Consider the following 13,992-nt stretch of genomic DNA (forward strand, 5'->3'; position numbering starts at 1 on the left):
TCACATCCGGAAGACACCGAAGCCGGCGGACTTCTCCGGCAGCGGCGCGTTGGCACACGCGGTCAGGGCCAGGCCGAGGACCTGGCGGGTCTCCATCGGGTCGATCACGCCGTCGTCCCAGAGCCGGGCCGTCGCGTAGTAGGCATTCCCCTGCGACTCGTACTGGGCGCGGATCGGTGCCTTGAACGCGTCCTCGTCCTCGGCCGCCCACTCTTCGCCGCGCGACTCCAACTGGTCGCGCTTGACGGTCGCGAGGACCGAAGCGGCCTGCTCGCCGCCCATCACGGAGATCTTCGCGCCGGGCCACATCCACAGGAAGCGGGGGCTGTAGGCCCGGCCGCACATCGAGTAGTTGCCCGCGCCGTACGAGCCGCCGATCACCACGGTCAGCTTCGGCACGCGCGTGCAGGCCACTGCCGTGACCATCTTGGCGCCGTGCTTGGCGATGCCGCCCGCCTCGTAGTCACGGCCGACCATGAAGCCCGAGATGTTCTGGAGGAAGAGGAGCGGGATGCCGCGCTGGTCGCACAGCTCGATGAAGTGGGCGCCCTTCTGGGCGGATTCGGAGAACAGGATGCCGTTGTTGGCGACGATGCCGACCGGGTGGCCGTGGATGTGCGCGAACCCGGTGACCAGCGTCTGCCCGTACTCGGCCTTGAACTCGGCGAACCGCGAGCCGTCCACGACGCGCGCGATGACCTCTCGTACGTCATACGGAGTGCGGGAGTCGACCGGCACCGCTCCGTAGAGCCCCGCCGGGTCCACCTTCGGCTCGATCGCCGTCTTTACCGCCCACGGCAGCGGGCCGCGCTCCGGCAGCGTGGAGACGATCGTGCGGACGATCCGCAGCGCGTGCGCGTCGTCCTCCGCCAAGTGGTCCGTCACGCCCGACACCCGCGAGTGGACCTCGCCGCCGCCCAGCTCCTCGGCCGTCACCACCTCGCCCGTCGCCGCCTTCACCAGCGGCGGGCCGCCCAGGAAGATCGTGCCCTGGTTCCGGACGATCACGGCCTCGTCGCTCATCGCCGGGACGTACGCCCCGCCCGCCGTGCACGAACCGAGGACCGCCGCGATCTGCGGGATGCCCGCGCCCGACATCCGCGCCTGGTTGTAGAAGATCCGCCCGAAGTGCTCGCGGTCCGGGAACACGTCGTCCTGCATCGGCAGGAACGCGCCGCCGGAGTCCACCAGGTAGACGCACGGCAGCCGGTTCTCCAGGGCCACCTCCTGCGCGCGCAGGTGCTTCTTCACCGTCATCGGGTAGTACGTGCCGCCCTTGACCGTCGCGTCATTGGCGATGATCACGCACTCGCGGCCGCTGACCCGGCCGATCCCGGCGATCACACCCGCGGCCGGCGCCTGCCCCTCGTACATCCCGTCCGCCGCGAGCGGCGCCAGTTCCAGGAACGGGGAGCCGGGGTCCAGCAGCGCGTCCACCCGGTCGCGCGGCAGCAGCTTGCCGCGCGCGGTGTGCCGCGCCCGCGCCTTCTCGCCGCCGCCGAGCCGGGCCGCGGCGAGCTTGGCGCGCAGCTCCTCGCCGAGCGCCCGGTGCGCCGCCTCATTGGCCGGCCAGGCCTCCGACGCGGGCTCCGCCGCGCCGATCAGCTCCGGTGCCTCCTGCATCGCCTCGAGCTCCCTTGCTCGTATGAGGAATGGTGCGGAAGTTAATGAGCGTTAACCCACTCCCGTCAGGTTAACGCTCGCTAACGTCCCTGTCTAGAATTGCTTCATGGCCACGAGAACCGACGCCCCCACCCGCCGCGAGCAGATCCTCAGGGAGGCCGCGCGGCTCTTCGCCGAGCGCGGTTTCCACGGCGTGGGCGTGGACGAGATAGGGGCGGCGGTCGGCATCAGCGGCCCCGGCCTGTACCGGCACTTCGCCGGCAAGGACGCGATGCTCGCCGAGTTGCTCGTCGGGATCAGTGGGCAGCTGCTGACCGGCGGAAAGCGGCGGGTCGCCGAGGCGGAGCACGGGCCCGAGGCGCTGCTCGACTCGCTCATCGAGGGGCACATCGACTTCGCGCTCGACGACCGCGACCTGATCACGCTGCACGACCGCGAGCTCGACCGGCTGCGCGACAGCGACCGCAAGCTGGTGCGGCAGCTCCAGCGCCAGTATGTGGAGCTGTGGGTGGAGGCGGTGCGGAAGGTCTATCCCGAGCTGGTCGAGGCGCACGCGCGCGTGGCCGTGCACGCGGTCTTCGGGCTGCTGAACTCGACCCCGCACCTGAGCCGTCCGGGCTCGCTGCCCGGCCGGACGGCGACCGCGGGGATGCTGCACAAGCTGGCGCGTGGCGCGTTCGCGGCGGCTGCCGCAGAGTGAGGTCGGTGGTGGCCCCGGAGTGACCTGTATCTCTGGACGCTCCTCGCGACTCGTGGGTAACCTGACCCTGAGCAAGCGCTTAGTAGCTTGGTCGTTGTCCGCACACTCGTCGTAGAGGGAGAGTTCTCCGTGCGCCGTACCGTTTTTGATGAGGACCACGAGGCGTTCCGGGAGACCCTGCGCGCCTTCATCGAGGCCGAGGTCGTCCCCCACTACGACGAGTGGTTCCAGCAGGGCATCGTGCCGCGCGAGCTCTACTCGAAGATGGCCGACCTGGGCCTCTTCGGCATCAACGTGCCGGAGGAGTTCGGCGGCGCCGGTCTGGACACCCACAAGTTCGAGGCCATCCAGTACGAGGAGACCGCCCGCGCGGGCGTCTCCTTCGGTGGCTCCGGTGTGCACGTGCTGCTCGCCCTGCCGTACATCAAGCTGCTCGCCACCGACGAGCAGAAGAAGCGCTACCTGGAGAAGTTCGTCACCGGCGAGGAGATGTGGGCCCTCGCCATGACCGAGCCGGGCACCGGCTCCGACCTGGCCGGCATGAAGACCACGGCCAAGCTCTCCGACGACGGCACGCACTACGTGCTCAACGGCTCGAAGACGTTCATCACCGGCGGCGTGCACGCCGACCGCGTCATCGTCTGCGCCCGCACCGCCGCGCCGACCGCCGAGGACCGCCGCCACGGCATCTCGCTGTTCGCCGTCGACACCAAGTCCGAGGGCTACTCGATCGGCCGCAAGCTCGACAAGCTCGGCCTGAAGACGTCCGACACCGCCGAGCTGGCGTTCGTCGACGTGAAGGTCCCCGTCGAGGACCTCCTCGGCGAGGAGAACAAGGGCTTCTACTACCTCGGCAAGAACCTGCCGTCCGAGCGCTGGGGCATCGCCTACGGCGCGTACGCGCAGGCCAAGGCCGCGGTGCAATTCGCCAAGGCGTACGTCCAGGACCGCACCGTCTTCGGCAAGACCGTCGCGTCGTTCCAGAACACCAAGTTCGAACTGGCCGCCTGCCAGGCCGAGGTGGACGCGGCCGAGGCCGTCGCCGACCGCGCGCTCGAGGCCCTCGACGCCGGTGAGCTGAGCGCCGCAGAGGCCGCCTCCGCGAAGCTGTTCTGCACCGAGGTCGCGCACCGCGTCATCGACCGCTGCCTCCAGCTGCACGGCGGCTACGGGTTCATGAACGAGTACCCGATCGCCCGCCTGTACGCGGACAACCGCGTGAACCGCATCTACGGCGGCACCAGCGAGATCATGAAGTCGATCATCGCGAAGAACATGGGGCTGTAACCCGGCAGGAATCTCTGCTCGGTACAACTGACTCCATGCACAAGGCACTCGAATCCCTCCTCGATCTGCTCGACCTCGAGCAGATCGAGGAGGACATCTTCCGCGGCCAGTCCCGGTCCTCCGTCGTCCCGCGCGTCTTCGGCGGGCAGGTGGCGGCCCAGGCGCTGGTCGCGGCCGGCCGCACCGTCCCGGCCGACCGGCACGCCCACTCCCTGCACGCGTACTTCCTCGTCGCGGGGGACCCGGGCGCGCCCATCGTCTACACCGTCGACCGGATCCGCGACGGCCGCTCCTTCACCACGCGCCGCGTCGTCGCCGTCCAGCACGGGCAGCCGATCTTCCACCTCTCCGCGTCCTTCCAGACGTACGAGGAAGGTCTTGAGCACCAGGCGGACATGCCGCCCGCGCCCGACCCGGAGTCGCTGCCCACCGCGGAGGAGACGCTCCCGCGCTATGTCGACGACGTGCTGGAGCCCGACGTCGTCCGGCGCCTCCTCGAAGCCCGTGAGGCCGTCGACCTGCGGTACGTGGACGCTCCGCCGTTCGCCTTCGTCGGCGACCCGCAGCCCCCGCGGTCCCAGGTCTGGTTCCGCGCGCGCGACAAGATCGCGGACGACCCGCTGCTGCACGTGTGCCTCGCGACGTACGTCTCCGACATGACGCTCCTCGACTCCGTGCTGCTCGCCCACGGGCGGGGCGGCTGGGCCGTCGGCGATGTCGTGGGCGCGTCCCTGGACCACGCGATGTGGTTCCACCGGCCGTTCCGGGCCGACGAATGGCTGCTGTACGACCAGGAGTCGCCGTCCACGTCCGGCGGGCGCGGGCTCGGGCAGGCCCGGATCTACACGCAGGACGGGCGGCTCGCGATCACCGTCATCCAGGAGGGTGTGGTGCGCGTTCCGCGCTGACCGGGCGACCGGGTGGCCGGGCGGGGCGTGGTTCGCGTTCCCTCCTGATCGGACATAACGTCCCGTACATGGATGAGCGTGCGGAAGAAGCGGGCGGGGAGAGCGTCTTCACGGTGGTCGTCGCCGCGGTGGCCAACCTGGGCATCGCCCTCGCGAAGGCCGTCGCCGGCGTCATCAGCGGCTCCAGCGCGATGCTCTCCGAGGCCGCGCACTCCTTCGCCGACACCGTCACGGAACTGCTGCTCCTCACCTCCTTGAAGCGCAGCGACAAGCCCGCCGACGAGGAGCATCCGCTCGGCTACGGCGGCGAGCGGTACGTGTGGGCGCTGCTCGCGGCCGTCGCCACGTTCGTCGGTGGCGCCGTCTTCTCCCTGTACGACGGGATCCACACGCTCGTCGCCGGCGAGGAGCTGGGCGATCCGGTCGTGTCGTACGTGGTGCTGGCCGTGGCGTTCGTCCTGGAAGGGTTCTCGCTGCGCACCGCGGTCAAGCAGGCGCGGGGCGAGGCGGCCCGGGTGCGGGTGCCCTTCGGTACGTATCTGCGGCACACGCCCGACACGGCGGTGAAGGCGGTCGTACTGGAGGACAGTGCGGCGCTGGCGGGTCTGGTGCTCGCGGCCGGCGGGCTGCTCGGCTCGCAGCTCACCGGGTCGGGGGCGTGGGACGGGGCGGCGTCCCTGTGCATCGGCGTGCTGCTGCTGTGGGTGGCGTGGGTGCTTGGGCGGTCCAACGCGGAACTGCTGGTGGGGCGGCCGTTGCCGAAGCCCTTCCGGGACGAGATCCGGCAGATCGTGCTCGGGGTCGAGCACGTCGAGGCGGTCCTTGAGCTGACCACGCTGGTGCAGGGGCCGCGGGAGGCGTTGGTCGCGGCGAAGGTGGACTTCCGGGATGCGTCCACCGCGGCGCAGATCGAGTGGGCCTGCGAAGACGCGTCGCGGAGGATTCGGGAGAGGTTTCCCGCGGTGCGGCGAGTGTTTTTGGACCCGACCCCGGGGTTCGCGGCGCGCCGCACGGAGGGGCTCAATCCGTGGTGAGCCGATTAAGCCCCTGCCGCCGCAGGCGCTAGAGCAGGTCCGCCGCGGACAGCAGGTACGCCGTCATCGGGTCATAGTGCCGCGGGCTCGTGACGTGGTCGTCCAAGGGGATCGTCACCTGCATCGTGCCCTCGGATTCGCCCACGAAGAGGGCCGGGTCGTTGCAGTCCGCGTAGCCGATGGAGTCCAGGCCGCGCTGGGCCGCGCATCCCGCCCAGCCGTGGTCGGCGACGACGAGGTCGGGCTGCGGGCGGCCCTCACGGGCGAGGCCGTCGAGGATCGCGGCCATGGGGTCGGGGGAGTGCGTGTGCCACAGCGTCGCACCGCGCTCCAGCATCGCCACGTCCGCGAACTGGAAGACCATGCCCTCGTCCGTGGCCAGGCCCTCGGGGATCGTCATGATCTCGCAGCCCGCCGCGCGCAGCGCCGTCGCCGTCGCCCGGTGGACGTCGAGGAGGCCGCCCGGGTGGCCCGTGGCGAGCAGGACGCGCTGGTGGTCCTCCGCGGCCTTGCGCAGGCGCGCCGCCATGCGATCCAGGGCGTCGACCGTCAGTTCCGGGTCGATGGTGTCCTGGCCGGAGCGGTGCCCGGGGTCCGGTACGACGCCGCAGCGTTCGGCCATGACGGCGAGCACGTCCTGCTCGTCGGTCCAGCGGTCGCCGAGTTCAAGGCCCAGCCAGTAGTGGCGGTCGCCGTTCGCGAGCCTTCGGTAGTGCGAAAGGTTGTTCTCGCGTGGGGTGGCGACGTCGCCCGCGATACGGGTGCGGACGAGGTGGTCGATGAGGGCGGCGCGGGTCGGCGTATCGCTGGGCAGTCCGGGTATCGGCATACGCCCATTGTGCCGGGGGTCGCGGCGGGACGGTGATCGGTTCCGGGGAGTGGACCCGCGGCGTCACGCCATGTGCCGGGGAGTGGGCCCGCGGCGTCACGCCATGTGCCGGAGAGCGAACCAGAGTTCCATGCGGGTGTCCGGGTCGTCGAGGTCCGCTTCCAGGAGCGTGGCGCAGCGGGCGATGCGCTGGCGGACCGTGTTGCGGTGGACGGTCAGGGCGAGGGCCGTGCCTTCCCAACTGCCGTGCAGGGAGAGCCAGGTGCGCAGGGTCTCCAGGAGCGCCGGCTTGCCGGACAGCGCGGCCAGGGTCGGCGCGGGGGCGTCGTCCGGGCGGTGATGGGCCAGCGGGCTGCGGGTCGCCCGTGCGCGGGTGAGGGCGTGCGCCGCCTGGGTGTCGGCGAGCGGCAGGTCACGGGCGAGGGCGGGGGAGCTGACGCCGAGCACGTGGCCCGCGTGCGCCGTGACGTCCTGGTCGGACGGGATCAGGGCGCGGGTGAGGGAGTCGTCCGTGGCGGTGGAGGTCAGCGGGGTCGCCAGGTCCGGGGCCGGGCGGGGCGTGAGGGGGCGGGCGTGGATCACCCGCCAGGTGGTGTCCGCGCCCAGCAGCTCCGTCGCCTCCTCCGCGCGGTCCGCGCCGAGGAGGAGGTCGACCAGGGTCGCCGCGCGGCGCGTGTCGCCCGTCGAGCGGTGTTCGCCGGTGAGCAGGGAGAGCAGGACGATCGCCGCTCCCGCGATCGTGTGGTCGCCCGGCGAGCGGGCCTGCGTCGCGAGGCCGAGCGCGCCGCCCGTGCTCAGCGCGTACGCCGACAGATGCGTGCCGCCCACCGTGTCCGCCGCCGAGGACGGGGTGGGGAAGAGGTGCGTGGCGTGCGGGCGGACCACCGCCGTCAGTTCGGCGAGCGCCTCGCTCACGGCGCGCGGGGGACGCGTCCCCGCGTGGTGCGGCTCGTCGCCCTCCGGGGTGACCGCCACCGCGAATCCGCCGGTGCGCTGGGCGAGTTGACGCAGGACGGAGGGGAGCGGGTCCGGTCGCGCCGCCGCCGACGCCAACGCCTGCTGGGCCTCCGTGACCCGGCGCAGCTCCGCGTTCCTGGCCTGCGCCATCAGCTCCCAAACGGCCCGCGCGACCCCACTGAACGTGGTCCGCGGAGGGACCTCCAGGAGCGGGATCCCGCGCCGCTCGCAGGCCGCGACCAGCTCCGGCGGCACCGTGTCGAAGACCGGCGTCACACCGAAGCCGAGCGCCACCGCCCCGCCCCGCGCGACCCGCTCCGCGTACTCCTCGAAGTAGTCGCCGACGGGCGCGGCGGGCGCGTGCACGCCCGCCGTCAGGAGCAGCTCGCCGCCCAGCAGGTACGGCTCCGGGTCCGTCAGCTCCGACGTGTGCGCCCCGTGCACGAGGACGTCCGCCGCGTCGGGCCCAGCGATCCGGCGAAGGCCCAGGTCGGCGCGGGAGAGCACCGCGGCGAGCGGAATGCCCGGCGTGGGCGGTGCGGTCACGGTCACCAGTGGATGATTCCTCTGCTCTAATCCGGGGAGGTGGATGAAACGTACACTTCAGTGCTGCTTTTCGGCCACCTAGATTTCTTCCGACCGGTGGGTGCGGGTACGGGCGGATGTCCCCGACACCCCCAGGAGCCCAACAGGGGCTCCGCAGCCGGACAACTCCCCTGCACGACACGCCACCGAGGTGGACGAAGGAGGACGCCCCATGGCCGTCGACTATGTAGTGATCGTCGTCTACCTGGCAGGCATGCTGGCGATGGGCTGGTGGGGCATGCGCCGCGCCAAGTCCAAGAGCGACTTCCTGGTCGCGGGCCGGCGCCTCGGTCCCGCCATGTACTCCGGGACCATGGCGGCCGTCGTGCTCGGCGGCGCCTCCACCATCGGCGGTGTCGGCCTCGGCTACCAGTACGGCCTGTCGGGCGCGTGGTTGGTGTTCACCATCGGCCTCGGCATCCTCGCCCTGTCGCTCTTCTTCTCGGCGCGCATCGCCCGGCTGAAGGTCTACACGGTCTCCGAGATGCTCGACCTGCGCTACGGCGGCGGCCGCACCGGGATGATCTCCGGCATCGTGATGTGGGCGTACACGCTGATGCTCGTGGTCACGTCCACCATCGCGTACGCGACGATCTTCGACGTCCTCTTCGACGTGCCGCGCACCCTGGCGATCATCGTCGGCGGCACCATCGTCGTCGCCTACTCGACGCTCGGCGGCATGTGGTCGATCACCATCACCGACATGGTGCAGTTCGTCGTGAAGACCATCGGCGTGCTGCTGATCCTGCTGCCGGTCGCCGTCGTCAAGGCGGGTGGCTTCAGTGAGATGAAGGCCCAGCTGCCCACCTCGTACTTCGACCCGCTGGGCATCGGCGGCGAGACGATCTTCACGTACGTGCTGATCTATACGTTCGGCCTCCTCATCGGGCAGGACATCTGGCAGCGCGTCTTCACCGCCCGAAACGACAAGGTGGCCCGCTGGGGCGGCACCGTCTCCGGCGTCTACTGCCTGCTCTACGCGATCGGCGGCGCGGTCATCGGCACCGCCGCCAAGGTCCTCTACCCGAAGGGGCTCGGCCAGGCCGACGAGGCGTTCGCGCAGATCGTCAAGGACGAGCTGCCCGTCGGTGTCCGCGGGCTCGTCCTCGCCGCCGCCCTCGCGGCCGTCATGTCGACGTCGTCCGGAGCGCTCATCGCCTGCGCCACCGTCGCCAACAACGACATCTGGAAGCGGCTGCGCGGCGTCAAGGCCGGGTCGTCGTCCGAGGAGGACGAGCACGACGAGGTCAAGGGCAACCGGATGTTCATCCTCGGCCTCGGCGTCGTCGCGATCGTCATCTCGATCCTCCTCAACAACGTCGTCGAGGCGCTGACCGTCGCCTACAACCTGCTCGTCGGCGGGCTGCTCGTGCCCATCATCGGCGGGCTGGTCTGGAAGCGCGGCACGGGTCCTGCCGCCCTCGCCTCCGTCGCCGTCGGTGGCCTCACCGTCATCGGCGCGATGTGGCGCTACGGCATCCTCGCCAACCAGCCCGTGTACTACGGCCTCACCGCGTCACTCGTCGTCTACGTCGTCGTGTCGCTGGCCACCAGGCCCACCGACGCCGCCGTCCTCGCCAACTGGCGCGAGCGGCTCGCCGGGCGCGGCGCCGAGGAGCCCGAGCCGGCTCCCGCCGCCGTCACGCAGTAATCCCGTACGAACCTCGTACGCACTCGCAGGAAAGAAGGCATGCGCGCAATGAACAGCAACGAGACGCCCCGCGTTCCCAACGGCCCCACGGGCGCCGTCGGACCGGTCGACTCCTCCCGGGTCCCGCGCTACGCGGGCCCCGCGACGTTCGCCCGCCTGCCCCGGCTCGACGAGGTGGACGCCGCCGACGTGGCGGTCGTCGGCGTCCCCTTCGACACCGGCGTCTCCTACCGGCCCGGCGCCCGCTTCGGCGGCAACGCGATCCGCGAGGCCTCCCGCCTGCTGCGCCCGTACAACCCGGCGCAGGACGCGTCGCCGTTCGCGCTCGCGCAGGTCGCGGACGCCGGTGACATCGCCGCCAACCCGTTCAACATCAACGAGGCCGTCGACACCATCGAGGCCGCCGCCGACGACCTGCTCGGCTCCGGCGCCCGCATGATGACGCTCGGCGGCGACCACACCATCGCGCTGCCGCTCCTCCGCTCGGTCGCGAAGAAGCACGGCCCGGTCGCGCTGCTGCACTTCGACGCGCACCTCGACACCTGGGACACGTACTTCGGCGCCGAGTACACGCACGGCACCCCGTTCCGCCGCGCCGTCGAGGAGGGCATCCTCGACACCTCCGCGCTCTCCCACGTCGGCACGCGCGGCCCGCTCTACGGCCGCTCCGACCTCACGGAGGACGAGAAGCTCGGCTTCGGCATCGTCACCTCGGCGGACGTCTACCGCCGCGGCGCCGACGAGGTCGCCGACCAGCTGCGCCAGCGCATCGGCGACCGCCCGCTGTACATCTCCATCGACATCGACTGCCTCGACCCGGCCCACGCGCCCGGCACCGGCACCCCGGAGGCGGGCGGCATGACCTCCCGCGAGCTCCTGGAGATCCTCCGCGGCCTTTCTTCGTGCAACCTGGTGTCCGCGGACGTCGTCGAGGTGGCGCCCGCGTACGACCACGCGGAGATCACGTCCGTCGCCGCCTCGCACACCGCGTACGAGCTGACGACGATCATGTCCCGCCAGATCGCGGAGGCACGGAACAAGTGACGCACGACCACGACATCGAGCTGACGCCCACCCCCGAGCAGACGGCGGCGGCCCTCAACCCGCCCGCGGGCCGCAACGGCGGCGACCTCGTCGTCGAGACGCTGCACGGCCTCGGCGCGGCCACCGTCTTCGGCCTGCCGGGACAGCACGCGCTCGGCATGTTCGACGCGCTGCGCCGCTCCACGCTGAAATACGTCGGCCTGCGCGTCGAGAACAACGCCGGGTTCGCGGCGGACGCGTACGGCCGCGTCACCGGTGAGGTGGCCCCGCTGCTCCTCTCGACCGGCCCCGGCTCGCTCATGTCCCTCGCGGCGCTCCAGGAGGCGGCCGCCGCCTCCGCGCCCGTGCTCGCCATCGGCAGCCAGATCCCGGTCGCGGGGCTCGGCGGCGGCCGCCACGGCTACCTGCACGAACTCCGCGACCAGCAGGCCTCGTTCCGCGACATCGTGAAGTCGGTCCACACCGTCCGTACGCAGTCGCAGATCCCGTCGGCCATCGCCGCCGCCTGGAAGTCCGCGCTGACCGCGCCGCACGGCCCGGTCTGGGTGGAGATCCCGCAGGACGTGCTTCTCGCGGAGACCACGCTTCCGCAGGTCACGGCCATGGACGCGACGCCGGACGACCTGGTGCCGCGCCCCGAGCTGACCGCCGTCGCCGCCGACCTCCTCGCGGGCGCCGAGCGCCCGGCGATCATCGCGGGCGGCGGCGTCGTCCGCGCCGACGCGACCGGCAAGCTGCTCGCGCTCGCCGAACGCGTCAACGCCCCCGTGGTGTCCACCTTCGGCGGCAAGGGCGCCTTCCCATGGGAGCATCCGCTGTCGCTCCAGTCCTGGATGGAGGACCGGCACACGACGGACTTCCTGGAGGACGCGGACGTCCTGCTGGTCATCGGCTCGGGCCTGGGCGAACTCTCCTCGAACTACCACACGTTCAAGCCGCGCGGCCGCGTCATCCAGATCGAGGCCGACGCCGGCAAGCTGGAGTCCAACCACCCGGCCCTCGGCATCCACGCCGACGCGAGGCTCGCGCTCCAGGCGCTGGTCGAGACGGTCGCCGAGCGCCCGGACGACGCGGCGCCCGCCCGCGTCGCAGCGGTCCTGAAGGCCGTACGGGAACGTATCGACGCGCAGGAACTTACCCTGGAGCAAGAGGTGTTGGCGTCGGTGCGCGAGGCGCTCCCGGCCGCTTCCCCGTCCTTCTGGGACATGACGATCCTCGCGTACTGGGCGTGGTCCGCGTGGCCGGGCGCCCTGCACTCGGCGCAGGGCGCGGGCGGCCTCGGCTACGGGTTCCCCGCGGCCATCGGCGCGGCCGCCGCCGACCCGACGACGCCCGTCCTCGCGGTCTCCGGCGACGGCGGCGCCATGTACTCCATCGCCGAACTGGCCACGGCGAAGCAGTACGACCTGAACGTCACCTGGCTCATCGTCGACGACGGCGGCTACGGCATCCTCCGCGAGTACATGACGGACGCCTTCGGCGAGGCCACCGCCACGGAGCTCGCCCGCCCCGACTTCGTGGCACTCGCCGAGTCCTTCGGCGTCCCCGGCGTCCGTACGACACCGGAGACACTCCGCGACGACCTGGCGAAGGCCTTCGCGGCGCCGGGTCCGCGGGTGGTCGTGCTGCCCGCCGTACTGCGGATGTTCGCGCCGACGCACCTCGACTGAGCCTCAAGGGCAGGCTCTCAGCCGACCTCGGCCAGGTGCTCGGCGACCTTCGCGATCAGCAGCTCCGGGTTCTCCGCCGGCAGCCCGTGCCCGCCGGGGACGCGCAACAGGCGGGCGTGCGGGATGCGTTCGGCGACGTCGTGCTGGTGCGGCGGCGGGACCATGCGGTCGTCGGCGCTGGAGATCAGCAGCGTCGGCGCCGCGACCCGGGGGAGCAGGTCGGTCAGGTCGACGGCCGCGTCCGCCGCGGACTGGCGGTCGAAGCCGTCGCGGCCCGCCGTGATCAGCTCGGTGAAGGCCGCGGCCGCCCCCTCGAAGGTGGCCTCGTCCCAGGAGCGCAGGGTGTCCTTGCCGAGCGCCGTGAGCAGGATGAGGTGTGCGAGGGCGGCCGGATCGGTGCGGGTCAGCTGCTGCCACAGGCCGAACTGGAACGTCATGTGCGCGTCGGCCCTCACCCAAGGGGCGTGCGCGGTCAGGGACTTCACCAGCTCCGGGTGGAGGGCCGCGGTCGCCGTCGCCACCACCGCGCCGAGCGAGTGGCCGACGAGGTGGAAGCGGTCGAGCCCGGCGTCACGGGCTGCCGCCACGACGGGCGCGACCATGTCGTCCAGGGTGATCGGGCCACCGGGGTCGACCGTCTCGCCGGAGCCCGCCAGATCCGGGGCGACGATGGTGAAGCGGTCGGAGAGTGCCGCCATGAGTGGGGCCCAGTTGCCCTCGGCGGAGGCGCCGGTGCCGTGCACCAGGACGAGGCCAGGACCGCTGCCGGTGACGAGGTAGTGGGTCTTGCTGATGCCGCCGGAGACGGGGACGTCGACGAAGGGCATGGTCCAACTCTTTTACGGGAAAAGGGCGGTCGGGTCAGTTCAGGACCGCACGCAGCGCCTGGTTGAAGGAATCGGGTCGCTCCTGCTGCGCCATGTGTCCGGCGCCCTCGATCACCGTCAGACGGGCGCCGGGGATCAGGCCGAGCAGCTCGCGCGGGACGGACAGCGGGACCTCGGAGTCGAGCTCGCCGTGCAGGAAGTGCGTGGGGACACGCAGCGCGGGCAGCCGCTCGCGCGGGTCGTACTCGGCCTGGTCGGTGGCGAGGCCGTCGATGCGGGGCGTGGCGTCGAGGACCTGCCGGACCGTCCACTCGATCAGCGCGGCGCTCGTCCCGGGCGCGTACCAGTGCGGGACGAACCCGGCGAGGGTGCCCGCACGGTCGGCGCGCATGTCCTCGACGAGCTCGGCCATCGCCTGCTTGGCCTCGGGCCGCGTGCTGAAGTGCTGCACGCCCGAGTCCACCGGGACGATGGCGCCGATCCGCTCGGGCGCCCGCAGGGCGGCCTCGATGACGAACGCGCCCGCGATCGACGAACCGACCAGAACGGGCTGCTCCAGCCCTAGCACATCGATGAACTCCAATGCATCATCGGCGAGTTGATCGATGGTGTAGCCGCTCGCGGGCCGGTCCGAACGGCCGCAGCCACGCCAGTCGAGCGTGATCACCCGGTGATCGGCGGCCAGGTCGGCGGCCTGCGCGTCCCACACCCGGCCGCTGGTGCCCCAGCCGTGCAGGAAGACCAGCGGGCGGCCCGAGCCGAGATCCTCGTAGTGGAGCGTCGTGTCGTTCGCGGTGGCGTAAGGCATGCGGCCATTCCACTGGCCGAACGGCCGTCGACCAAGGAGTGATCCGCTCTTAGACTCATCACGGATCGT

12 protein-coding genes are annotated in these 13,992 nt (G+C 71.6%); 7 read left to right on the forward strand and 5 right to left on the reverse strand.

The window, feature by feature from the left end; all coding sequences use genetic code 11:
• The gene (locus OG746_RS27080; protein ID WP_266719344.1) at window positions 1-1,623 is read right to left on the reverse strand and encodes a carboxyl transferase domain-containing protein; all 1,623 of its coding nucleotides are present in this window, start codon (window positions 1,621-1,623) and stop codon (window positions 1-3) included.
• Between the two features lie 106 nt (window positions 1,624-1,729).
• On the opposite strand from OG746_RS27080, the gene OG746_RS27085 reads away from it, so the two are divergent.
• From OG746_RS27085 to OG746_RS27100, 4 genes are all read left to right on the forward strand, one after another.
• Window positions 1,730-2,323 (forward strand): SACE_7040 family transcriptional regulator, encoded by a 594-nt coding sequence (locus OG746_RS27085; protein WP_266719346.1) that lies wholly within the window; start codon window positions 1,730-1,732, stop codon window positions 2,321-2,323.
• Between the two features lie 129 nt (window positions 2,324-2,452).
• Window positions 2,453-3,610 (forward strand): acyl-CoA dehydrogenase family protein, encoded by a 1,158-nt coding sequence (locus OG746_RS27090; protein WP_266719348.1) that lies wholly within the window; start codon window positions 2,453-2,455, stop codon window positions 3,608-3,610.
• A gap of 35 nt (window positions 3,611-3,645) precedes the next feature.
• Window positions 3,646-4,518: an acyl-CoA thioesterase gene (locus OG746_RS27095; protein WP_266719350.1), complete on the forward strand. Its 873-nt coding sequence runs from the start codon at window positions 3,646-3,648 to the stop codon at window positions 4,516-4,518.
• A 68-nt stretch (window positions 4,519-4,586) separates the two neighbouring features.
• Window positions 4,587-5,552, forward strand: a complete 966-nt coding sequence (locus OG746_RS27100; protein ID WP_266719352.1) for a cation diffusion facilitator family transporter — start codon at window positions 4,587-4,589, stop codon at window positions 5,550-5,552.
• 28 nt (window positions 5,553-5,580) lie between these two features.
• Here OG746_RS27100 and OG746_RS27105 read toward each other — a convergent pair whose 3' ends face one another.
• Entirely contained in the window at window positions 5,581-6,381 is an 801-nt protein-coding gene (locus OG746_RS27105) for a phosphatase (protein WP_266719354.1), read from the reverse strand.
• Between the two features lie 96 nt (window positions 6,382-6,477).
• Complete coding sequence (locus OG746_RS27110) at window positions 6,478-7,893, reverse strand: PucR family transcriptional regulator (protein WP_266725449.1); 1,416 nt, start codon at window positions 7,891-7,893, stop codon at window positions 6,478-6,480.
• Between the two features lie 202 nt (window positions 7,894-8,095).
• Between OG746_RS27110 and OG746_RS27115 the strand changes: the two genes are divergently transcribed.
• Genes OG746_RS27115 through OG746_RS27125 form a run of 3 tightly spaced genes read left to right on the forward strand, consistent with a single transcriptional unit; the run spans window position 8,096 to window position 12,288 of the window.
• Complete coding sequence (locus tag OG746_RS27115) at window positions 8,096-9,574, forward strand: sodium:solute symporter family protein (protein ID WP_266719356.1); 1,479 nt, start codon at window positions 8,096-8,098, stop codon at window positions 9,572-9,574.
• Between the two features lie 48 nt (window positions 9,575-9,622).
• Window positions 9,623-10,618 carry an agmatinase gene (gene speB, locus OG746_RS27120; RefSeq protein ID WP_266725451.1) on the forward strand — a complete coding sequence of 332 codons (996 nt, stop codon included), beginning with the start codon at window positions 9,623-9,625 and terminating at the stop codon, window positions 10,616-10,618.
• Complete coding sequence (locus OG746_RS27125; RefSeq protein WP_266719358.1) at window positions 10,615-12,288, forward strand: thiamine pyrophosphate-binding protein; 1,674 nt, start codon at window positions 10,615-10,617, stop codon at window positions 12,286-12,288. The genes speB and OG746_RS27125 overlap by 4 nt, the downstream gene beginning before the upstream one ends.
• Window positions 12,289-12,305: 17 nt before the next feature.
• Here the strand turns inward: OG746_RS27125 and OG746_RS27130 are convergent, their stop codons facing one another.
• Window positions 12,306-13,115, reverse strand: coding sequence for an alpha/beta fold hydrolase (locus OG746_RS27130; RefSeq protein ID WP_266719360.1), 810 nt, complete (start codon window positions 13,113-13,115; stop codon window positions 12,306-12,308).
• Between the two features lie 34 nt (window positions 13,116-13,149).
• Window positions 13,150-13,923, reverse strand: coding sequence for an alpha/beta fold hydrolase (locus OG746_RS27135; RefSeq protein WP_266719362.1), 774 nt, complete (start codon window positions 13,921-13,923; stop codon window positions 13,150-13,152).
• Window positions 13,924-13,992: the final 69 nt, after the last annotated feature.

The sequence above is a fragment of the Streptomyces sp. NBC_01016 genome, from assembly GCF_026341035.1.
Taxonomy (GTDB): domain Bacteria; phylum Actinomycetota; class Actinomycetes; order Streptomycetales; family Streptomycetaceae; genus Streptomyces.